Source organism: Stenotrophomonas sp. Ps181 (assembly GCF_025697425.1).
Classification (GTDB): Bacteria; Pseudomonadota; Gammaproteobacteria; order Xanthomonadales; family Xanthomonadaceae; genus Stenotrophomonas; species Stenotrophomonas sepilia.
Genome location: NZ_JAHWBI010000004.1, coordinates 384812 through 404940, shown reverse-complemented (window position 1 = coordinate 404940; position 20129 = coordinate 384812). Strand labels below are relative to the sequence as shown.

Here is a 20129-nt window from a genome sequence, read left to right as displayed (position 1 = left end):
GGGAACCTTCCGTCATGCCTAAATTTTTCATCGAGCATCCAGTCTTCGCCTGGGTGGTTGCGATCCTGATCTCGCTCAGCGGCGTGATCGCGATCCTCAACCTGGGCGTGGAGTCCTATCCCAACATCGCCCCGCCGCAGGTCACCGTCTCGGCGACCTACCCGGGCGCCAGCGCCGATACCACGGAAAAGTCGGTCACCCAGGTGATCGAGCAGCAGCTGACCGGCATCGATCACCTGCTGTACTTCAGCTCCTCGTCCGCCTCCAACGGCCGTGCACAGATCACCCTGACCTTCGAGACCGGTACCGATCCGGACATCGCCCAGGTGCAGGTGCAGAACAAGGTCTCGCTGGCCACGCCACGCCTGCCATCGGAAGTGACCCAGCAGGGCGTGGTGGTGGCCAAGGCCAACGCCGGCTTCCTGATGGTGGTGGCGCTGCAGTCCGACACCCCGACCATCAACCGTGACGCCCTGAACGACATCGTCGGTTCGCGCGTGCTCGACCAGGTCTCGCGCATCCCCGGCGTCGGCAGCACGCAGCAGTTCGGTTCCGAGTACGCCATGAACATCTGGCTGAACCCGGAGAAGATGCAGGGCTACGGCCTGTCGGCCAGCCAGGTGCTGGCCGCGGTGCGTGCACAGAACGTGCAGTTCGCCGCCGGCGCACTGGGTTCGGACCCGTCGCCGGAAGGCCAGCACTTCACCGCCACGGTCTCGGCCGAAGGCCGCTTCAGCTCCCCGCAGGAGTTCGAGAACATCATCCTGCGCGCCAATGCTGACGGTTCGCGCGTGCTGCTGAAGGACATCGCCCGCGTTGCCTTCGGTGCCAACAACTACGGTTTCGACACCCAGTACAACGGCAAGCCGACCGGCGCCTTCGCCATCCAGCTGCTGCCGGGCGCCAACGCCCTGAACGTGGCCGAAGCGGTGCGCGCCAAGATGGACGAGCTGCAGCCCAGCTTCCCGGCCGGGGTCACCTGGTTCTCGCCGTACGACAGCACCACCTTCGTCAAGATCTCTATCCAGGAAGTGGTCAAGACCCTGTTTGAAGCGGTCTTGCTGGTGTTCCTGGTGATGCTGATCTTCCTGCAGAACTTCCGCGCGACCCTGATCCCGACCCTGGTCATCCCCGTCGCCCTGCTTGGTACCTTCCTGGGCATGTGGATGATCGGCTTCACGATCAACCAGCTGACCCTGTTCGCGATGGTGCTGGCCATCGGCATCGTGGTCGACGACGCGATCGTGGTGATCGAGAACGTCGAACGCATCATGACCGAGGAGGGCCTGGCGCCCAAGCCGGCCACGCAGAAGGCGATGACCCAGATCACCGGTGCGGTGGTGGCGATCACCGTCGTGCTGGCCGCGGTGTTCATCCCCTCCGCCCTGCAGGGCGGTGCCGCCGGCGAGATCTACAAGCAGTTCGCGCTGACCATCGCCATCTCGATGGCATTCTCGGCGTTCCTGGCCCTGGGCTTCACCCCGGCGCTGTGCGCGACCTTCCTCAAGCCGACGCACAACGACAACCCGAACATCGTCTACCGCACCTTCAACAAGTACTACGACAAGATCAGCCACACCTATGTGGGCCACATCACCTCTGCGGTGCGCCATGCGCCGCGCTGGATGATCCTGTTCGTGGTGCTGACCGCGCTGTGTGGATTCCTGTTCACCCGCATGCCGGGCAGCTTCCTGCCGGAAGAAGACCAGGGCTATGCGCTGGCGATCGTGCAGCTGCCGCCGGGCTCGACCAAGGGCCAGACCAACGAAGTGTTCGCGCAGATGCGTGGCATCCTGGAAAAGCAGGATGGCTATGAAGGCATGCTGCAGGTGGCCGGCTTCAGCTTCGTCGGTTCCGGCGAGAACGTGGGCATGGGCTTCATCCGCCTGAAGCCGTGGGAGGAACGCAAGTTCACCGCGCCCGAGTTCATCCAGAACATGAACGGCGCGTTCTACGGCATCAAGGAAGCGCAGATCTTCGTGGTCAACCTGCCCACCGTGCAGGGCCTCGGCCAGTTCGGTGGCTTTGACATGTGGCTGCAGGACCGTAGCGGTGCCGGCTACGAACAGTTGACCCAGGCCCGCAACATCCTGCTCGGCCAGGCCGCGCAGAAGCCGGACCACCTGGTTGGCGTGCGCCCCAACGGTCTGGAGAACGCGCCGCAGCTGCAGCTGCACGTGGACCGCGTGCAGGCGCAGTCGATGGGCATGTCGGTGTCGGACGTGTACAGCACCATCCAGCTGATGCTGGCCCCGGTGTACGTCAACGACTTCTTCTACGAGGGCCGCATCAAGCGCGTGACCATGCAGGCCGATGGCCCGTACCGCACCGGCCAGGAATCGCTGAAGAGCTTCTACAGCCCCTCCACCCTGACCCAGAACGCCGATGGCACCAACGCGATGATCCCGCTCAACACGGTGGTCAAGTCCGAATGGGTGTCGGCGCCGCCGTCACTGAGCCGCTACAACGGCTACTCGGCGATCAACATCGTCGGTTCGCAGGCACCGGGCACCAGCTCGGGTGAGGCGATGCAGACCATGGAAGGCATCGTCAACGACGACCTGCCGGCCGGCTTCGGCTACGACTGGTCGGGCATGTCCTACCAGGAAATCCTGGCCGGCAACGCTGCGACCCTGCTGCTGGTGCTGTCCATCGTGGTGGTGTTCCTGTGCCTGGCCGCCCTGTATGAAAGCTGGTCGATCCCGGTGGCGGTGCTGCTGGTGGTGCCGCTGGGCGTGCTGGGTGCCCTCGGCCTGTCGATGCTGCGCGGCCTGCCCAACGATCTGTTCTTCAAGATCGGCCTGATCACCGTGATCGGCCTGGCGGCGAAGAACGCGATCCTGATCGTGGAATTCGCGGTGGAGCAGCGCGCAGCAGGCAAGAGCCTGCGTGATGCCACCATCGAAGCGGCGCGCCTGCGTTTCCGCCCGATCCTGATGACGTCGTTCGCGTTCATCATGGGCGTGATCCCGATGGCGATCTCCACCGGTGCCGGCGCCAACTCCCGCCACGCCATCGGTACCGGCGTGATCGGCGGCATGCTGTTCGCCACCCTGCTCGGCCTGCTGATGATCCCGGTGTTCTTCGTCGTCGTGCGCCGCATGCTCGGCGACAAGCTGGACGAACCGTCCAAGGAGTTCATGGAACGCCAGCGCGACGCGGATGCCGCACACCGTCCGGATCGTTGATCCGGCTGTGCGCTGAGAACGAAAAGGCCCCGGAGCGATCCGGGGCCTTTTTCTTGCCACAGTCAAATTCATGCCAACCAAGGTTGGCATCTACCGGAACAACGGCGTGGCCGATATCCGTCAACCTGGGTTGGCGCTGTTCGGGCACCGCCTCAGCGCATCACCGCGACCACGGCGCACACCGCCACCAGAATCAGCGAGGCCCACTGCATGGGCACGAAGAAGAAATGGTGGGGCGCGGCCTCCCCCTTCTGCCGCGGCGCACGGTTGAGCCACAGGCCCAGCACCACGTTCACCGCTGCGCCGAGGCCCGCGCCCAACAGAACCTGTGACAGCGGGGTATTGCCCCTGGGGCCGTCATGCGGAAAGAAGTACGCCAGCAGCAGGATCGCTGCAATCGGCGTCACCAGCGTCATGATTCCCCAACCGCGATAGATCACGTCGTCATCCTCGAAGAAACGGACTGCATTAGAGCAGCATGCGTCTCCGCAGGCCAACGGCAATGACGTCATCCGGATGACCATCATCCACGGATGGCGTGGACCCACCGCCGCGCCGCCATTGCGGCGGCGCGGCCAGGCGACTCAGCGCAGCCCGGTTTCGTTGCGGGCGATCACCAGGCGCTGGATCTCCGAAGTACCTTCGTAGATCTCGGTGATCTTGGCATCACGGAAGTAGCGCTCCAGCGGCATTTCCTTGGAATACCCCATGCCGCCATGGATCTGCACGGCCTGGTGGGTAATCCACATTGCCGCCTCGGAGGCGGTCAGCTTGGCAATGGCAGCCTCATTGCTGAAGCGCTTGCCCTGGCCCTTCACCCAAGCCGCGCGCAACGTCAGCAGCAGCGCTGCATCCAGCTTGCACTTCATGTCGGCAATCTTGGCCTGGGTCATCTGGAAGGTACCGATGGCCGCGCCGAATGCCTTGCGCTCCTTGACGTATTCGATCGTCGCTTCATAGGCGGCACGGGCGATGCCGATGGCCTGCGAAGCGATGCCGATGCGACCGGCATCGAGCACGCTCATGGCGATCTTGAAGCCCTCGCCTTCCTGGCCCAGCACGTCCTCGGCCTGCGCCACGTAATCGTTGAACTCGATCTCGCAGGTGGCCGAGGCGCGGATGCCCAGCTTGGGCTCGGTCTTGCCACGACCGAAACCGGCCTTGTCGGTATCGACGATGAAGGCGGTGATGCCGCGCGCGCCCTTGTCCGGCTCGCTCATCGCGAATAGCACGATGTACTTGGCCACCGGACCGGAGGTGATCCAGCTCTTCTTGCCATTGATGACGAAGGTGCCGTCGGCCTGCTTCACCGCGCGGCAGCGCATGGCGGTGGCATCGGAACCGGACTGCGGCTCGGTCAGCGCGAACGCGCCGATGGACGTACCTTCGGCGATGGCACGTACGTAGGTCTGCTTCTGATGCTCGGTACCGTGGGTCAGGATGCCGTTGCAGAACAGCGAATTGTTGACCGACATGATGGTCGAATGGGCTGCGTCGGCGGCGGCGACCTCCACCATCGCCAGCACGTACGCAACCGGGTCCATGCCCGCACCGCCGTATTCGGTCGGCACTTCAATGCCCATCAGGCCGTTCTCGCCCAGCAGGCGGATGTTGTCCAGCGGGAACTCGCCGGTGCGGTCATGGTGCTCCGCACTGGGGGCGATCTTTTCCTGCGCGATGCGCCGCGCAACGTCCTGCAGCATCAACTGCTCTTCGGTAAAGCTGAAATCCACAACACCCTCCCGGGTACATGAAGTTATGGGCCGCATACGGCGCGCCCAGGTGCTGCGATTGTACCGGGGCCCGGCAGTTTCCGTACGCTGGCGACTTGACCGCGACAGGCCCCTTCAGCGAATATATCTCTATATCGCGATAGGTAGATGTTTATGGATCTGGAAGACTGGTCGACCCGCCTGAAGGTGTTCGCCGATGCCACTCGCGTGCGCCTGCTGGCGCTGCTGGAGCAGGAGGAACTGACCGTGGCCGAACTGTCGGCGATCACCCGGCTGGCGCAGCCGCGCGTGTCCACCCACCTGGCACGCCTGAAGGAAGCCGGGCTGGTCCGCGACCGCCGCGCCGGCGTGTCGGCCTATTACCGCTTCGACGAGGCCCAGTTGGACCCGGCGCAGCGTGCATTGTGGCATGCCTTGAGCAACGGAAGCGATGACCCGCTGCTGCGCCAAGACGCTGAACGCGTGGCCGCCGTGCTGGCCCACCGCGCCTCCGACCAGAACTGGGCCGACAGCGTGGCCGGCGACATGGAACGCCACTACTCTCCGGGCCGTACCTGGGAGGCGCTGGCACGCACCGCGCTGCCGCTGCTTGAGACCGGCGACGTGCTGGATATCGCCTCTGGTGATGGCGTGCTGGCCGAACTGGTTGCCCCGCATTCCAAGCGCTACATCTGCATCGATACCAGCGCGCGCGTGGTCGCCGCCGCCAGCGAGCGCCTGCGGCGGCTGCCCAATGTGGAAGTGCGCGAGGGCGACATGCATGCCCTGCCGTTCAAGGATGCCAGCTTCGACCTGGTGGTGCTGATGCATGCGCTGACCTACGCCAGCAAACCGGCGCAGGCGGTGACCGAAGCTGCACGCGTACTGCGCCCCGGCGGCCGCCTGCTGCTGTGCAGCCTGGCCCGCCACGAACACAAGGCCGCGGTGGAAGCCTACGGCCACGTCAACCTCGGCTTCAGCGACAAGGAGCTGCGCAGGTTCGTCGACAAGGCCGGCCTGCAGGTGTCCAGCCTGGAGACGGTCACGCGCGAGAAGCGTCCGCCGCACTTCGAAGTGATTTCGCTGATCGCCAACAAGCCCTGAGCCAGAGACCGCCATGCCCGCCCTGCCCTGGTTGCATCCTGATCGTGCCAACGCCCTGCTCGATGCCCTGCGCGAGCGGATCCTGATCATCGATGGTGCGATGGGCACGATGATCCAGCGCCACGGGCTGCAGGAGCAGGACTATCGCGGCGAGCGCTTCGCCGGTGGTTACGACCATGCCCATGGACCCGGCTGCGACCACGCCGCGCCCGAGGGTCACGACCTGAAGGGCAACAACGATCTGCTGCTGCTGACCCGCCCGCAGATCGTTGCCGACATCCATACCGCCTATCTGCTGGCCGGCGCCGACCTGGTGGAAACCAACACGTTCAACGCCACCTCGGTGAGCCAGGCCGATTACCACCTGGAACACCTGGTGTATGAGCTGAACAAGGCCGGCGCAGCCGTCGCGCGCGCCTGCTGCGATGCGGTCGAGGCCACCACGCCGGACAAACCGCGCTTCGTGATCGGGGTGATCGGCCCGACCAGCCGCACCGCTTCGATCAGCCCTGACGTCAACGATCCGGGCTTCCGCAACACCAGCTTCGACGAGCTGCGCGACACCTACCGCGAAGCCATCGAGGGCCTGATCGACGGCGGCGCCGATACCCTCATGGTCGAGACCATCTTCGACACGCTCAACGCCAAGGCCGCGCTGTATGCGCTGGAGGAAGCGTTCGATGCGCGCGGCGCGCGGCTGCCGGTGATGATCTCCGGCACCATCACCGACGCTTCCGGTCGCACCCTGTCCGGGCAGACCGCCGAGGCCTTCCATGCATCGCTCGCCCACGCCCGACCGTTGTCGATCGGATTGAACTGCGCGCTGGGCGCCGATGCGATGCGCCCACATGTGGAAACCCTCTCGCAGGTCGCCGACTGTCATGTCAGCGCCCACCCCAACGCCGGCCTGCCCAACGCGTTCGGCGAGTACGACGAAACCCCTGAAGAGATGGCCACCACCCTGCGCGGCTTCGCCGAGGATGGCCTGTTGAACCTGGTCGGCGGCTGCTGTGGCTCCACCCCCGAGCATATCCGTGCGATTGCCAATGCCGTGGCCGGACTGCCGCCGCGCGCACTGCCCGGCACCCGGGAGCAGGCCGCATGAACGTTGCCGCCACCGTCCCGCACTTCCCGCCCTACTGCTGTTGAGCCGACGCCTGCCATGACGCCTGTCCGCCCTACCCGCCTGTCCGGCCTGGAACCGCTGGTCATCACCCCGGACCTGCTGTTCATCAATGTCGGCGAACGCACCAACGTCACCGGCAGCGCGCAGTTCCGCAAGCTGATCAAGGAGGGCCGCTACGAGGAGGCGGTGGACGTGGCCCGCCAGCAGGTGGCCAGCGGCGCGCAGATCCTCGACGTCAACATGGACGAGGGCCTGATCGATTCGGAAGCGGCGATGACGCGCTACCTCAACCTGATCATGTCCGAGCCGGACATCGCGCGCATCCCGGTGATGGTCGACTCCTCCAAGTGGAGCGTGATCGAGGCCGGCCTGAAATGCCTGCAGGGCAAGAGCGTGGTCAACTCGATCTCGCTGAAGGAAGGCGAAGCGCTGTTCCGCGAGCACGCGCGCAAGGTGCTGCGCTATGGCGCCGCGGCAGTGGTGATGGCGTTCGACGAGGCCGGGCAGGCCGACACCTGTGCGCGCAAGGTCGAGATCTGCACCCGCGCCTACCGCATCCTGGTCGACGAGATCGGCTTCCCGCCGCAGGACATCATCTTCGACCCGAACATCTTCGCCGTCGCTACGGGCATCGAAGAGCACGACAACTACGCGGTGGACTTCATCGAAGCCACCCGCATCATCAAGCAGACCCTGCCCTACTGCCATGTCTCCGGTGGCGTCTCCAACGTCTCGTTCTCGTTCCGCGGCAACGAAACGGTGCGCCAGGCCATCCACTCGGTGTTCCTCTACCACGCCATTGCCGCCGGCATGGACATGGGCATCGTCAACGCCGGCGCGATGCCGATCTACGACGAACTGGAGCCTGACCTGCGCGAGCGCGTCGAGGACGTGATCCTCAACCGCCGAAGCGATGCGACCGAGCGCCTGCTGGAGATCGCCGAGCGCTACAAGGGCAAGAAGGGCGCGGCGAAGACCGAAGACCTGGCCTGGCGCGAAAAGCCGGTGGCCCAACGCCTGGCGCATGCCCTGGTACACGGCCTGGATGCCTTCGTCGAGGAAGACACCGAACTGGCCCGGCAGGCCTCCAGTCGCCCGTTGGACGTGATCGAAGGACCGCTCATGGACGGCATGAACATCGTCGGCGACCTGTTCGGCGCCGGCAAGATGTTCCTGCCACAGGTGGTGAAATCCGCGCGCGTGATGAAGAAGGCGGTGGCCTACCTGCTGCCCTACATCGAGGCCGAGAAGTCGCGCAGCGGTGACACCGCCAGGAGCAACGGCAAGATCATCATGGCCACGGTGAAGGGCGATGTGCATGACATCGGCAAGAACATCGTCGGCGTGGTCCTGGCCTGCAACAACTTCGACGTGGTCGACCTCGGCGTGATGGTGCCGGCGCAGAAGATCCTCGATGCCGCCCGCGAGCACAACGCCGACCTGATCGGCCTGTCCGGGCTGATCACCCCGTCCCTGGAGGAGATGAGCCACGTCGCCCGCGAGATGGAGCGCCAGGGCTTCGACCTGCCGCTGCTGATCGGGGGTGCGACCACTTCGCGTGCGCACACCGCGCTGAAGATCGACCCGCACTACAAGGCGCCGACGGTGTGGGTGAAGGATGCATCGCGCGCGGTTGGCGTGGCGCAGTCGCTGATCTCGCGTGATCTGCGCGAGGCCTTCGTTGCCGCCAACGAAGCCGACTATGCCGAAATCCGCGCACGCCACCGCAACCGGGGCGACGCCAAGCGGCTGGTCACGCTGGAACATGCGCGCGGGCAGAAATTCCAGGGCGGCTGGGACAACTACACTCCACCGGCACCGAATCAGCCCGGCCTGCACGTATTCGACGACTATCCCCTGGCCGAACTGGTCGACTACATCGACTGGACGCCGTTCTTCCAGGCCTGGGAGCTGGCCGGCAAGTTCCCGGCCATCCTCACCGACGAGATCGTCGGCACCCAGGCCAGCGAGCTGTACAAGGATGCCCGTGCGATGCTCGAGCGCATCGTCGGCGAGAAATGGCTGACGGCCAAGGCCGTGTTCGGCCTGTGGCCGGCCAACAGCATCGGCGACGATGTCCGCGTGCAGCACGCACAGGGCGAAACCACCCTGCACTTCCTGCGCCAGCAGGTGGACAAGCCAGCCGAACGCCCGGATTTCTGCCTGGCCGATTTCATTGCACCGGCCGACAGCGGAAAGCAGGACTGGATCGGCGCGTTCGCGGTCACCGCAGGCATCGGCATCGACGCCCACGTCGCGCGCTTCGAGGCCGAGCATGACGACTACAACGCGATCCTGCTGAAGGCCCTCGCCGACCGCTTCGCCGAGGCGCTGGCCGAGCGCCTGCACCAGCGCGTGCGTACCGAATTCTGGGGCTACGACCGCGCCGAGACGCTGGACAACGAAGCCCTGATCGACGAGCAGTACCGCGGCATCCGTCCGGCACCGGGCTACCCCGCCTGCCCCGAGCACAGCGAGAAGCGCCGCCTGTTCGACCTGCTGCAGGCTGAGAAGAACGCTGGCATGGAACTGACCGAGAGCTTCGCGATGCTGCCCACGGCCGCTGTCTCGGGCTACTACTTCAGCCATCCGCAGAGCCAGTACTTCGTTGTCGGGCGGCTCAGCCGCGAACAGGTCACCGACTATGCCCGGCGCAAGGGCGTGGACCGCGCCCAGGCCGAACGCTGGCTGGCCTCCAATCTCGACTACGACCCCGAATGACACAAAAAAGGGGACTGAGGGGATTAAGTCGCTTATGCATTCGCGACTTAATCCCCTCCGTCCCCTTTTTGCCTCATCATTCCACGATGACCGTTCCCGTTGCCCGCCTCTCAAGTTTCTACCTGTTCTACTACGCGGCGCTCGGCGCGTTCACGCCGTACTGGAGCCTGTTCCTGACCGCGCGCGGCATGAGCGTGACCGCGATCAGCGTGATGATGGGCCTGTGGTACGCCACCCGCGTGATCGCACCCAGTACCTGGACCTCGCTGGCGGCCGCCTCACCGCGACCGATCCGCCTGCTGCGCGTCGGCTGCGTGCTGACCCTGCTCAGCTTCGCTGCCTTCCTGCTGCCACTGCCGCAGCCGTGGATGTACCCGGCGATGATCGTGTTCTGCTTCTTCTACAACGCGGTGATGCCGCAGTTCGAGTCGATCACCCTCACCCACCTGGGCAACGACAGCCATCGTTACGGATTGATCCGGGTCTGGGGCTCGCTCGGCTTCATCGCCGTGGCCACCCTGTTCGGCTGGCTGATCGAAGGCGATGACGCCGGCAACCACGCCGGATTGTTGCCGTGGATGATGCTGCCCCTGTTCGTGCTGCTGGTTGCCTCGGCCTTCAGCAACCACTACGCGCGCGACATCGGCAAAACGGCGGGTGACGCCAGCGGCTTCTGGCAGATCGTGCGCCGACCGCCGGTGCTGGCCTTCTTCCTGGCCGCCTTCATGGAACAGCTGTCGTTCGGCCCGTACTACACGTTCTTTTCGGTCTACATGGACCATCACGGTTACCGCACCTCCACCCTCGGCCTGCTGTGGACCATCGGCGTGGTCTTCGAAGTGGGCGTGTTCTTCACCATCGGCCGCTTCTTCCGCCGCTACGACGCCAGCTGGATGCTGCTGATCGCGCTGGTCAGTTCCTGCCTGCGCTGGGCCGTGACCGCGCTGTTCCCGGAGAACCTGCCGGTGATGCTGCTGGCTCAGACCGCGCACGCGCTGGGCTTTGCGGCGTTCTTCGCTGCAGCGATGCAGATGCTGGCGACCTATTTCCCCGGTCGTCTCAACGGCCACGGCCAAGGATTGCTGTACGGCTTTTCGTCCGGTGTCGGCGGTGTGCTGGGCGCGCTCATTGCCGGCCAACTGTGGAAGATCGACGACGGCCGCACCGCGTTCCTGGCCGGCAGCGGCTTCGCCCTGATGGGCGCCCTGCTCTGTTTCTTCGCGCTGAGCCTGCCGCTGATACGCGCGCGCCGCTATTCCGTCCGTCCCAAATGAAGAACCCCGGGCAATGCCCGGCGTCGTGATCGTCCATAAGGTCGGTCTACCAGACCAGGTCGTCCGGCACCTGGTACTGCGGGTCCGCGTACGGATCTTCCTCGGCCGGCGCATTCGGATCGACCTTCAGCGCCACCGAAGCAGCGAACACCGCCTCGGACTGCGCCAGCACTTCGGCGGTCACCAGCAGGTAGCGGCCATTGAGCTGGACCACCCCAAGCTCGCCGGCATTGAGCGCGGTCAGCTGTTCGGCGGTCACATAGATGCGCTTGATCTTGCCGCCATACGGGAAGTGGCGGGCGATATCGGCCGCTTCCGAGTTCAGGCTCTTGTCCTTCAGCAGTTCTTCCAGCTTGGCCTTGGCCTCGCGGCGCACACGCGCCTCTTCCTGCTTCAGGCGCTCGGTCTCGATGCGCTCTTCCTTTTCCTTCTGCGCGCGGATGGCGTAGGCCTTGGCCAGGTCCATCTCTTCGGCGCTGCGCGGCTTGCGCGGGCCCTGCTGGCCCGGGCCACGTGACTGGCCGGGCTTGCCCGGGCCGCCATGGCCATGCCCACGACGCTCGCCGGGCTTGTGCTCGCCCTTGCCAGCGCCCTGCGGCTTTCCATTGCTGTTGCCACCCTTGCCCTGCGGGCGACCGTCACGGCGGGGGCCATCATTCTTGCGCTCGGGCTTGGGCGCAGGCTTGAAGCCCAGGCCCATCAGCTGGTCGCGGAGGGTATCGCTCATAGGATTCGGATCAGTAGTGCGGCGGCGGCGGTTCGCTCGCCGGATCGGAAGAATTCAGCGCGTTGCGGACCTTGCCCAGATCTTCCAGCAGCACGCGCAGCACGTCGGCGTTGCGCATGCCCTGCATGCGGGCATCGGCCAGCGCATCGCTCAGTTCGGCCAGCGCCTGTTCCTGGAAGGACACGCGCATTTCCAGTTCGACCAGGCGCGCTTCCAGCGCCTGCTCGCGTTCGGTTGGCAGCAGATCAGACATGCAGCGAGCGCCCCCGGCCAATGCCGTAGTACGCCAGGCCCGCCGCTTCCACATCCGCCGGCTCATACAGGTTGCGGCCGTCGAACACCACCGCGTCCTTCAACTGCTCGCGCAGCATCTGGAAATCGGGGCTGCGGAACTGCTTCCACTCGGTCACCACGACCAGTGCATCGGCCCCCTGCAGCGCCTCGTCGGCACTGCTGCAGAACACCAGGTCATCGCGTTCGCCGAAGATGCGCTGCGACTCGTGCATCGCTTCCGGATCGTAGGCACGTACCATCGCGCCGCCTTCCCACAGCTGCGCCAGCAGGCGACGGCTGGAGGCTTCGCGCATGTCATCGGTGTTCGGCTTGAACGCCAGGCCCCACACGGCAAAGGTCTTGCCACGCACACCTTCGTCTTCACCCTTGTCGTAATGACGCTGGATGAGGGTGAACAGATGGCCCTTCTGCGCATCGTTGACCGCTTCCACGGCGTTCAGCAGCTTCGGCTCCAGCCCGGCCTGCTGCGCGGTGCGGGCCAGTGCCTGCACATCCTTGGGAAAACACGAGCCGCCATAACCGGCGCCCGGGTAGATGAAATGCCAGCCGATGCGCGGATCCGAGCCGATGCCCTGGCGGACCTGCTCTACGTCGGCACCGACACGCTCGGCGATGTTGGCGATCTCGTTCATGAACGAGATCTTGGTCGCCAGCATCGCGTTGGCGGCGTACTTGGTCAACTCGGCCGAACGCACGTCCATTTCCACCACGCGGTCGTGGTTGCGGTTGAACGGCGCGTACAGGCGCCGCATCACCGCCACCGACTCGGCGCTGGTCGCGCCGATGATGATGCGATCCGGGCGCATGCAGTCGGCGACAGCGTCGCCTTCCTTCAGGAATTCCGGGTTGGACACCACATCGAAGGCGATGTCCGCGCCACGTGCCGCCAACTCTGCGGCAATGGCGGCACGCACCTTGTCGGCGGTGCCCACCGGCACCGTCGACTTGTTGACCACCACGGTCGGCACGCTCATGTGCCGGCCGATGGTGCGGGCCACAGCCAGCACGTACTGCAGATCGGCACTGCCATCCTCGTCCGGCGGCGTGCCGACGGCGATGAACACGACCTGGCCGTGGCCGATCGCGGCCGCGGCATCGGTGGTGAACACCAGCCGCGACGCGGCGTGGTTGGCCTTCACCATCGGCTCCAGGCCCGGCTCATAGATCGGGATGATGCCCTGGTTGAGGCCATCGACCTTGGCCTGGTCGATATCGACGCAGACCACCTGGTGGCCGACGTCGGCCAGGCAGGTACCGGTCACCAGCCCTACATAACCGGTACCGAAAATCGCAACGCGCATGTCCGTGCAGGCTCCGTGGTCGCTTACGGCAGGACGCCCAGCAGCTCGACGTCGAAGGTCAGAGTCGCATTCGGGCCGATCGGGCCACCCGGGGTCCCGTTCTCACCGTAAGCCAGCTCACCCGGGATCCAGAAGCGATACTTCGACCCGACCGGCATCAGCGCGACGCCTTCGGTCCAGCCCTTGATCACCTGGTCCAGGCCGAACTCGGCCGGCTGGCGGCCATAGGAGCTGTCAAACACGGTGCCGTTGAGCAGCTTGCCTTCGTAGTTCACGCGCACCTTGCTGCTCGGCAGCGGGCGCTCGCCGCTACCTGGGCGGATGATCTGGTACTGCAGGCCAGACGGGGTGGTCACCACGCCCGGCTGGGTCTTGTTCTTGGCCAGGAACGCGTTGCCTTCCTCGCGGTTGGTCTGCGCGGCAGCGGCGGCCTTGGCCTGCATTTCGGCCTGCTTGCTGCCCATGAAGGCCTGGATGGTGGCGGTCGCGTCAGCTTCCGTCATCTTCGGCTGGCCCTTGCTCAGGCCGGTGCTGATCGCGTCAAACAACGAGGCGACATCGATGTCGTCCTTCAGCTGTGCCAGCGACGGGCCGACCGAGTACGAACCGATCATCTGCGACACTTTGACGCGATCGACCTTCGGCGGCTGCGAACCCGGCGCCATGCCCGGCACCTGCTGGCCACTGCGGGCCATCACGACCTGGCGCAACGCGGCATCGGTGGCCTTGGCCTGTTCCTGGGTGATCTGCGGCTGCAGGCCTTCGAACGAACGCTCCACGGCGGTGCGCAGCGCGGCCACATCGATCTCATCGGCGATCGGGGTGAACGACTTGGCGACATCGAGGCCGATGGCGTAGCCGAGCTTCTGCTTGGGGGAATTCAAGGTTGCGGTCTCCTTGGCGGCTGCGGGGGCAGCCGGTTGTTGCGACAGAGCGACACCCGAAGTGCCCATCGCCAGAATCAGAACCGACGCCGCGGCGCCGCGCATTCCCATCTTCATTCGCTGCATTCCTGGAAGTGTCTGGGCGCCGACGTCGGCGCGAAAAGAAACATTGTCGCACGCATGCCGTCGATGTCGAGGCATCCGTGCCGGATATCAATGCGTGGCGGCTGCGGCCAGCGCCTTGTCGATGGCGGCGGTCAGCTGCGGATCGTCCGGCGTCACCTTGCTGGCGAACTGGGCGATGACCTTGCCATCGCGGCCGACCAGGTACTTGTGGAAGTTCCAGCCCGGCGCCACGCCGGTGGCCGCGGTCAGCCTCTGGTACAGCGGCGTGGCCTGTGCACCGACGACATGCACCTTCTCGAACATCGGGAACCTGACGCCGTAGGTGAGCGTGCAGAAATCCTGGATCTGCTTCTCGTCACCGGGCTCCTGGCCCTTGAAATCGTTGGACGGGAAACCGAGCACGGCAAAGCCGCGGCCGGCATAACGCTTCTGCAGCGCCTCCAGGCCCTCGTACTGAGGGGTATAGCCGCACTTGCTGGCGGTATTGACCACCAGCAGTACCTGCCCGTGGTAGCGCTGCTGCAGGTTGACCTGCTGCTTGCTGGCCAGTGGGCGGTACTCCAGGTCCAGCAGATCGGCCGCCAGCACATGGGCGGAACCGGCCAGGCCGGCCACCAGCAGGGTCAGCAGGGATAGGCCGCGCAGGCGGCGCGGGATAACGGTCGGCAGGGGCATCGAGAGCGGTCCGCGGTAGCCATTCACAGGGCCGGCCGGTAGCGGCCGGGAATCGGCCGAACTATAGCACCGCCCCTCGCCCCCCCCTTGTTGCGGCAAGCGCCAGCGGCTTTGCGCGGCGTGGCGTCTTCCCGCTGGACCCACCAGCGACGGGGCAGTGATGACATAGCATGGACAACACTGAATGGCAGGCGGAACTGGGTCAGCCCGCACATCAATCTTATTTCCCTTGCCAATCAATTGGATAAGTGGATATTTCAGCATTTTGACCACCCCTGCCATCAGTTGGGGACGGCAGGGGGTTGCACCCAGGCGTGCCGGTGTTATAGTTGCATACAACACCAGTCACCTGAGACAGGGGGAAGCCATGAACGCCCGCATCCGTCGCAACCTCACCGCACCCGCGGCCGCTGCCGTTTCGACCCTGATCGTGCTGGCCTGGCTGGCCACCCCCAGCGCCCCCGCCTCTCCCGACGGTGCGCAGGATGCGACCGCTGCACCGGCCGGGAACGCCGATTCCTCCCCCCCTCCCCCGCGTCGGCTGCACAGCTCCCTGTCCATGCCGTATTTCTCGTTCGCCCAGCCGCTGACCCCACGGAGCTGAATATGAGCGACATCCAGTGGAGCGACGGCGCTCCCATCTACCGTCAATTGAAGGAGCGCGTGATCGCCATGATGCTCGACGGAATCCTGAAGCCGGGCGATGCCCTGCCTTCGGTGCGCCAGGTGGCCGCCGACTATCAACTCAACCCCATCACCGTTTCGCGCGCCTACCAGGAACTGGCCGATGAAGGTCTGGTCGAGAAGCGCCGCGGCCTGGGCATGTTCATGACCGAGCAGGCGGCCACGCAGCTGCGCAGCAGCGAGCGCGAGCGCTTCCTCAACGAAGAATGGCCCGCGGTGCTGGAGCGCATCCAGCGCCTGGGCCTGAGCCTTGACGAATTGCTGCCCCAGGGGAACGTCTGATGAACAGCACTGCAAGCGAACCAGTCATCACCGCGCGAGGCCTGCGCAAGGCCTACAAGACCACGGTAGCCCTCGACAACGCCAGCTTCAGCATTCCGAGCGGGCGCATCGTCGGCCTGATCGGCCCCAACGGCGCCGGCAAGACCACCGCACTGAAGGCCATCCTCGGCCTCACCTCGGTGGAAGGCGACCTGAGCGTGCTCGGCCGGGATCCGCGACTGCATCGCGACGCGCTGATGAATGACATCTGCTTCATCGCCGACGTCGCCGTGCTGCCGCGCTGGCTGAAGGTGCGCGAGGCGATCGACTTCGTCGCCGGCGTCCACCCGCGCTTCGACCGCGCCCGCTGCGAGCGCTTCCTGGCCAATACCAAGCTGCAACCGAAGCAGCGCGTGCGCGAACTGTCCAAGGGCATGATCGTGCAGCTGCACCTGGCGCTGGTGATGGCCATCGACGCCCGCATCCTGGTGCTGGACGAGCCCACTCTCGGCCTGGACATCCTCTATCGCAAGGAGTTCTACCAGCGCCTGCTGGAGGACTATTTCGACGAACAGAAGACCATCATCGTCACCACCCATCAGGTGGAAGAGATCGAGCACATCCTCAGCGACGTCATGTTCATCCGTGATGGCCGCATCGTGCTCGACGCGGACATGGACGACGTCGGCCAGCGCTACACCGAGCTGCTGGTCAATGCCGACCAGCTGGAGACCGCGCGTGCGCTGAAGCCGATCGACGAGCGCAGCCTGGCGTTCGGCAAGACCGTGATGCTGTTCGACGGCGTGCCGCGTACCCAGCTCTCTACCCTTGGCGAGACCCGCAGCCCGGGCCTGGCCGATCTGTTCGTCGCCATCATGAAGGGGACCTACGCATGAATGCCGTCAACCACCCCGTCAGCCCGATGGGCACCCTGCGCTGGCTGCTCAAGCGCGAGTACTGGGAGAACCGTGGCGGTTTCCTGTATGCACCGCTGATCGCCGGCCTGATCTCGCTGGTGATGAGCACCGTCGGCATCGCCTTCGGCCTGTTCGCCCTGCACCGGGCCGCGCGTGATGGTGGCCTGCACATCGACGGCGAAGACGTGAACGTCAACGGCCTGGACCTGGCCCTGCTGACCCGCGACATCAGTGCCAAGGACCTGGCTGACCTCGGTAACGGCCTCGACCTGACCCTGGTGCTCAGCTCGGCCTGGCCGTTCCTGGTACTGGCCTTCGTGGTGTTTTTCTACTGTCTGGGTGCCCTGTACGACGACCGCCGCGACCGCAGCATCCTGTTCTGGAAGTCACTGCCGCTGTCGGATACCCAGACCGTGCTGTCCAAGGTGATCAGCGCACTGATCGTGGCCCCACTGATCGCGGTGATTGCCGGCATCATCACCATGTTCGGCTTCATGCTGGTGATCAGCATCGTAGCGCTGATGCACGGCGGCAGCCCGATGACCCTGATCTGGGGCCCGGCCAGCCCGCTGACCCTGGCCGCCGGCCACCTTGCCTGGATCCCGGTCTACGCCCTGTGGGCCCTGCCCACCGCCGGCTGGCTGCTGCTGTGCTCGGCCTGGGCCCGCAGCAAGCCGTTCCTGTGGGCGGTGATGCTGCCGCTGTTCGCCGGCGTCATCGTCAGCACCACCAAAGTGATGCCGCTGATCGGCCTGACCACGGGCTGGTTCTGGCAGAACATCGTTGGCCGGCTGCTGCTGGGCGGCGTACCGGGCACGGACCTGGTGTATCGCCTCAGCGCCGAGGAAGGCACGCGTCGCGACCTCGAATCGGTGGTCAGCCTGATGTCGCCGGCCTCGCAGCTGAAGTCACTGGCGATGCCGGAACTGTGGATCGGTGCTGCCGTCGGCGCCGTGTTCATCGTCCTTGCCATCCGCCTGCGCAAGCGCGCCGGCGAGATCTGATTCCATCCACCCGGAGGCACCACCCATGCGTTCCCTGCTCGCCTGTTCTGCGTTGTTGCTGTTGCCGCTGTCGGCGCTGGCCGCCGATGCTCCGAACTGCAAGTTCACCGCTGCCCGCGCGCTGAAGCTGGACGTGGCCGGTGCCAAAGCGGTGGTATTCGAGGTCAACCAGCATGACCTGAAGGTGGTCGCCAGCGCCGGCGGCGGCCAGTTGGACGGCCGCGCCTGCGCGTCCAGCCAGGAATGGCTGGAGCAGCTGGTACTGGACCAGCGCAAGGTGGGCGACAAGCTGGTGGTGAGCCTGCGCCGCGACGGCCGCCAGAGCGGCATCAGCCTGGGCAACAGCTACGCCTGGCTGGACATCCGTGGCAGTGTGCCGGACAACCTGCCGCTGCAGTTCAAGGTCGGCTCCGGCGATGCCAGCGTGGACAATGCACAATCGCTGAGCGTGGACGTCGGATCTGGTGATGCCATCGTGCGTGGTACCCGCGGCAGCATCCACGCAGCGGTGGGTTCGGGCGACCTGGACATTGATGGCGGCAGTTCGCTGAACCTGCTTTCGCTGGGTTCCGGCGACGTCAAGGTGCGCAACATCGGTGGCGATGCGGTCACCGGCACTGTCGGTTCGGGTGACCTGAAGATCAGCGATGTCCGCGGCAACGCACGACTGGACACGGTCGGTTCCGGCGACATCGGGTTCAAGCGCGTGCAAGGCAACGTCGAGGTCGGTGTGGTCGGCTCGGGCGATGTTGATCTGTCCGACATCGGCGGCAATGTGCATGTACGCAGCCACGGCTCGGGGGACATCCAGGTCGATGGCGTGCGCGGCAGCCTGACCGTCGACCACAGCGGCAGCGGCGATGTCGGCCACCGCAACGTCAGCGGCACCGTCACCCTGCCCCGTAAGAAGTAACCACTACCTGACCGATCGAGGGAACTGCCATGAATCTGCTGCGCGTGCTGCCTGCCACCCTGCTGTGCCTGCCGCTGATCGCCTGCGGCGGCACGTCCTCCACGCCGGATACCACCGTCGGCAAAAGCGTGGCCGACGCGACCAGCGGGGTCGGCCAGACGGTCAAGGAGGCCATGGACGATGCCCGCAAGGACATCACCCAGGGCAACATCAAGATCTCGGCCGACAAGCAGCCGCGTGCCGAGATCACCCCGGATGGCCGCCTGCTGATCGCCGGCAAGGAAGTGGCCGCCAACGAAACCCAGCGCCGCCAACTGCAGGAGTACCGCGGCCACGTGGTCGCCATTGCAATGGACGGCATGGATGTCGGCCTGGCCGGTGCCAAGCTCGGCGCCAGTGCTGCCGGAGAGGCCCTGAAGGGCATCTTCAGCGGCGACAGCGAGGGCATCGAGAAGCGGATCAATGCCGAGGCGGAGAAGATCGAAGCCCAGGCCAAGCGCATCTGCAACCGCATGCCGGCGATGCTGGCCAGCCAGCAGGCGCTGGCCGCATCGCTGCCCGCCTTCAAGCCCTACGCCACGATGGACCAGAGTGACGTCGACGACTGCGGCAAGGACACCGTGGTCCAGCGCTAGGCCTGTGACAGATCAGCGCACCCGGCCGGCAGCGGCGCCCCGCTGCCGGCCGTCACGTGCCGACCGGCTTACAATGTCGGCCCCGGACGCCCCCCGAACCGAATGCCATGAAGAAGTTGTTCCTGCTGCTGGCCGCCCTGCTCTGCCTGGGCCTGGTCGGCTGTGACAAGGATTACCGCAACCACCGCGCCGAGCGCGGCAAGCCCAAGATTTCCGTCAGCGAAGGCATGGTGACCGTGCGTCGCCCGCCGGCACCGAACATCATCATCCTCGGCGATGGCACGATGAAGGTGGACGAGATCCAGATCCCGCTGGACGAAGGGCAGAAGCAGATGCTGCAGACGATGTTCGGCAGGCTGCAGGTGCTGCGCCAGAACACCCTGGTCGCCGCCCCGGCCGATCCCAACATGCAACCGGTGAAGATCCAGCCGCCGGAGGGCATGGAAGTGATCCCGGCGGACCTGGTCCAGCGCATCCCCGAGTTCAAGGATTACACCGACACGTTCGGCAACATCGTCGCCGACCGTCGCTGAAGCAGAAACGCCGCCCCTGGGCGGCGTTTCCTCTTGTAGAGCCGACCCCA

At 65.6% G+C, this 20129-nt stretch carries 19 protein-coding genes; 12 read left to right on the top strand and 7 right to left on the bottom strand.

Features of this window, described 5'->3' with window-relative positions; genetic code table 11:
* Positions 1–14 precede the first annotated feature (14 nt).
* Positions 15–3188, top strand: coding sequence for a multidrug efflux RND transporter permease subunit (locus tag KXV01_RS11995; RefSeq protein ID WP_111096614.1), 3174 nt, complete (start codon positions 15–17; stop codon positions 3186–3188).
* 152 nt (positions 3189–3340) lie between these two features.
* Here KXV01_RS11995 and KXV01_RS11990 read toward each other — a convergent pair whose 3' ends face one another.
* On the bottom strand, positions 3341–3604 hold the full coding sequence (locus KXV01_RS11990; protein ID WP_049415660.1) for a hypothetical protein: 264 nt from the start codon (positions 3602–3604) through the stop codon (positions 3341–3343).
* A gap of 168 nt (positions 3605–3772) precedes the next feature.
* Positions 3773–4921 (bottom strand): acyl-CoA dehydrogenase family protein, encoded by a 1149-nt coding sequence (locus KXV01_RS11985; protein WP_100478387.1) that lies wholly within the window; start codon positions 4919–4921, stop codon positions 3773–3775.
* Between the two features lie 153 nt (positions 4922–5074).
* On the opposite strand from KXV01_RS11985, the gene KXV01_RS11980 reads away from it, so the two are divergent.
* From KXV01_RS11980 to KXV01_RS11965, 4 genes are all read left to right on the top strand, one after another.
* On the top strand, positions 5075–6004 hold the full coding sequence (locus tag KXV01_RS11980; RefSeq protein ID WP_049412993.1) for a metalloregulator ArsR/SmtB family transcription factor: 930 nt from the start codon (positions 5075–5077) through the stop codon (positions 6002–6004).
* Positions 6005–6017: 13 nt separating this feature from the next.
* Positions 6018–7109 (top strand): homocysteine S-methyltransferase family protein, encoded by a 1092-nt coding sequence (locus KXV01_RS11975; RefSeq protein ID WP_049412991.1) that lies wholly within the window; start codon positions 6018–6020, stop codon positions 7107–7109.
* A gap of 57 nt (positions 7110–7166) precedes the next feature.
* On the top strand, positions 7167–9851 hold the full coding sequence (metH, locus tag KXV01_RS11970) for a methionine synthase (protein ID WP_099495587.1): 2685 nt from the start codon (positions 7167–7169) through the stop codon (positions 9849–9851).
* Between the two features lie 86 nt (positions 9852–9937).
* A complete protein-coding gene (locus tag KXV01_RS11965) occupies positions 9938–11125 on the top strand; it encodes an MFS transporter (RefSeq protein WP_099495588.1) in 1188 nt (395 codons plus the stop codon).
* A 46-nt stretch (positions 11126–11171) separates the two neighbouring features.
* On the opposite strand, the gene KXV01_RS11960 is transcribed toward KXV01_RS11965, so the two are convergent.
* The 5 genes from KXV01_RS11960 to KXV01_RS11940 all read right to left on the bottom strand — a co-directional run bounded on the left by KXV01_RS11960 (position 11172) and on the right by KXV01_RS11940 (position 15132).
* The gene (locus KXV01_RS11960; protein ID WP_049412985.1) at positions 11172–11852 is read right to left on the bottom strand and encodes a DUF2058 family protein; all 681 of its coding nucleotides are present in this window, start codon (positions 11850–11852) and stop codon (positions 11172–11174) included.
* A gap of 10 nt (positions 11853–11862) precedes the next feature.
* Positions 11863–12105: a SlyX family protein gene (locus KXV01_RS11955; RefSeq protein ID WP_005410256.1), complete on the bottom strand. Its 243-nt coding sequence runs from the start codon at positions 12103–12105 to the stop codon at positions 11863–11865.
* Positions 12098–13447 (bottom strand): UDP-glucose/GDP-mannose dehydrogenase family protein, encoded by a 1350-nt coding sequence (locus tag KXV01_RS11950; RefSeq protein ID WP_049439082.1) that lies wholly within the window; start codon positions 13445–13447, stop codon positions 12098–12100. The genes KXV01_RS11955 and KXV01_RS11950 overlap by 8 nt, the downstream gene beginning before the upstream one ends.
* Positions 13448–13470: 23 nt before the next feature.
* Entirely contained in the window at positions 13471–14448 is a 978-nt protein-coding gene (locus KXV01_RS11945) for an FKBP-type peptidyl-prolyl cis-trans isomerase (RefSeq protein ID WP_014037761.1), read from the bottom strand.
* 96 nt (positions 14449–14544) lie between these two features.
* Positions 14545–15132, bottom strand: coding sequence for a glutathione peroxidase (locus KXV01_RS11940; protein WP_061480095.1), 588 nt, complete (start codon positions 15130–15132; stop codon positions 14545–14547).
* A gap of 367 nt (positions 15133–15499) precedes the next feature.
* On the opposite strand from KXV01_RS11940, the gene KXV01_RS11935 reads away from it, so the two are divergent.
* The 7 genes from KXV01_RS11935 (at position 15500) to KXV01_RS11905 (ending at position 20079) form a co-directional block, all read left to right on the top strand.
* The gene (locus tag KXV01_RS11935; protein ID WP_049412978.1) at positions 15500–15736 is read left to right on the top strand and encodes a hypothetical protein; all 237 of its coding nucleotides are present in this window, start codon (positions 15500–15502) and stop codon (positions 15734–15736) included.
* A gap of 2 nt (positions 15737–15738) precedes the next feature.
* Positions 15739–16098 carry a GntR family transcriptional regulator gene (locus KXV01_RS11930; protein ID WP_005417481.1) on the top strand — a complete coding sequence of 120 codons (360 nt, stop codon included), beginning with the start codon at positions 15739–15741 and terminating at the stop codon, positions 16096–16098.
* Positions 16098–16973, top strand: a complete 876-nt coding sequence (locus KXV01_RS11925) for an ABC transporter ATP-binding protein (protein WP_099494545.1) — start codon at positions 16098–16100, stop codon at positions 16971–16973. The genes KXV01_RS11930 and KXV01_RS11925 overlap by 1 nt, the downstream gene beginning before the upstream one ends.
* Complete coding sequence (locus tag KXV01_RS11920) at positions 16970–17998, top strand: ABC-2 transporter permease (protein ID WP_263467817.1); 1029 nt, start codon at positions 16970–16972, stop codon at positions 17996–17998. The genes KXV01_RS11925 and KXV01_RS11920 overlap by 4 nt, the downstream gene beginning before the upstream one ends.
* Positions 17999–18023: 25 nt before the next feature.
* Positions 18024–18911 carry a DUF2807 domain-containing protein gene (locus KXV01_RS11915; RefSeq protein ID WP_049412972.1) on the top strand — a complete coding sequence of 296 codons (888 nt, stop codon included), beginning with the start codon at positions 18024–18026 and terminating at the stop codon, positions 18909–18911.
* 29 nt (positions 18912–18940) lie between these two features.
* Positions 18941–19546, top strand: coding sequence for a hypothetical protein (locus tag KXV01_RS11910; RefSeq protein WP_099486661.1), 606 nt, complete (start codon positions 18941–18943; stop codon positions 19544–19546).
* A 107-nt stretch (positions 19547–19653) separates the two neighbouring features.
* Positions 19654–20079 carry a hypothetical protein gene (locus KXV01_RS11905; RefSeq protein WP_032953534.1) on the top strand — a complete coding sequence of 142 codons (426 nt, stop codon included), beginning with the start codon at positions 19654–19656 and terminating at the stop codon, positions 20077–20079.
* The last annotated feature ends 50 nt before the right edge of the window (positions 20080–20129 follow it).

Coding starts and splice junctions, on each gene's coding strand:
- KXV01_RS11980 (WP_049412993.1), top strand. CDS start 5,075: ATGGATCTGGAAGACTGGTCGACCCGCCTGAAGGTGTTCGCCGATGCC.
- KXV01_RS11965 (WP_099495588.1), top strand. CDS start 9,938: ATGACCGTTCCCGTTGCCCGCCTCTCAAGTTTCTACCTGTTCTACTAC.
- KXV01_RS11935 (WP_049412978.1), top strand. CDS start 15,500: ATGAACGCCCGCATCCGTCGCAACCTCACCGCACCCGCGGCCGCTGCC.
- KXV01_RS11915 (WP_049412972.1), top strand. CDS start 18,024: ATGCGTTCCCTGCTCGCCTGTTCTGCGTTGTTGCTGTTGCCGCTGTCG.
- KXV01_RS11910 (WP_099486661.1), top strand. CDS start 18,941: ATGAATCTGCTGCGCGTGCTGCCTGCCACCCTGCTGTGCCTGCCGCTG.
- KXV01_RS11995 (WP_111096614.1), top strand. CDS start 15: ATGCCTAAATTTTTCATCGAGCATCCAGTCTTCGCCTGGGTGGTTGCG.
- metH (WP_099495587.1), top strand. CDS start 7,167: ATGACGCCTGTCCGCCCTACCCGCCTGTCCGGCCTGGAACCGCTGGTC.
- KXV01_RS11975 (WP_049412991.1), top strand. CDS start 6,018: ATGCCCGCCCTGCCCTGGTTGCATCCTGATCGTGCCAACGCCCTGCTC.
- KXV01_RS11945 (WP_014037761.1), bottom strand. CDS start 14,448: ATGAAGATGGGAATGCGCGGCGCCGCGGCGTCGGTTCTGATTCTGGCG.
- KXV01_RS11905 (WP_032953534.1), top strand. CDS start 19,654: ATGAAGAAGTTGTTCCTGCTGCTGGCCGCCCTGCTCTGCCTGGGCCTG.
- KXV01_RS11990 (WP_049415660.1), bottom strand. CDS start 3,604: ATGACGCTGGTGACGCCGATTGCAGCGATCCTGCTGCTGGCGTACTTC.
- KXV01_RS11960 (WP_049412985.1), bottom strand. CDS start 11,852: ATGAGCGATACCCTCCGCGACCAGCTGATGGGCCTGGGCTTCAAGCCT.
- KXV01_RS11930 (WP_005417481.1), top strand. CDS start 15,739: ATGAGCGACATCCAGTGGAGCGACGGCGCTCCCATCTACCGTCAATTG.
- KXV01_RS11950 (WP_049439082.1), bottom strand. CDS start 13,447: ATGCGCGTTGCGATTTTCGGTACCGGTTATGTAGGGCTGGTGACCGGT.
- KXV01_RS11955 (WP_005410256.1), bottom strand. CDS start 12,105: ATGTCTGATCTGCTGCCAACCGAACGCGAGCAGGCGCTGGAAGCGCGC.
- KXV01_RS11940 (WP_061480095.1), bottom strand. CDS start 15,132: ATGCCCCTGCCGACCGTTATCCCGCGCCGCCTGCGCGGCCTATCCCTG.
- KXV01_RS11920 (WP_263467817.1), top strand. CDS start 16,970: ATGAATGCCGTCAACCACCCCGTCAGCCCGATGGGCACCCTGCGCTGG.
- KXV01_RS11925 (WP_099494545.1), top strand. CDS start 16,098: ATGAACAGCACTGCAAGCGAACCAGTCATCACCGCGCGAGGCCTGCGC.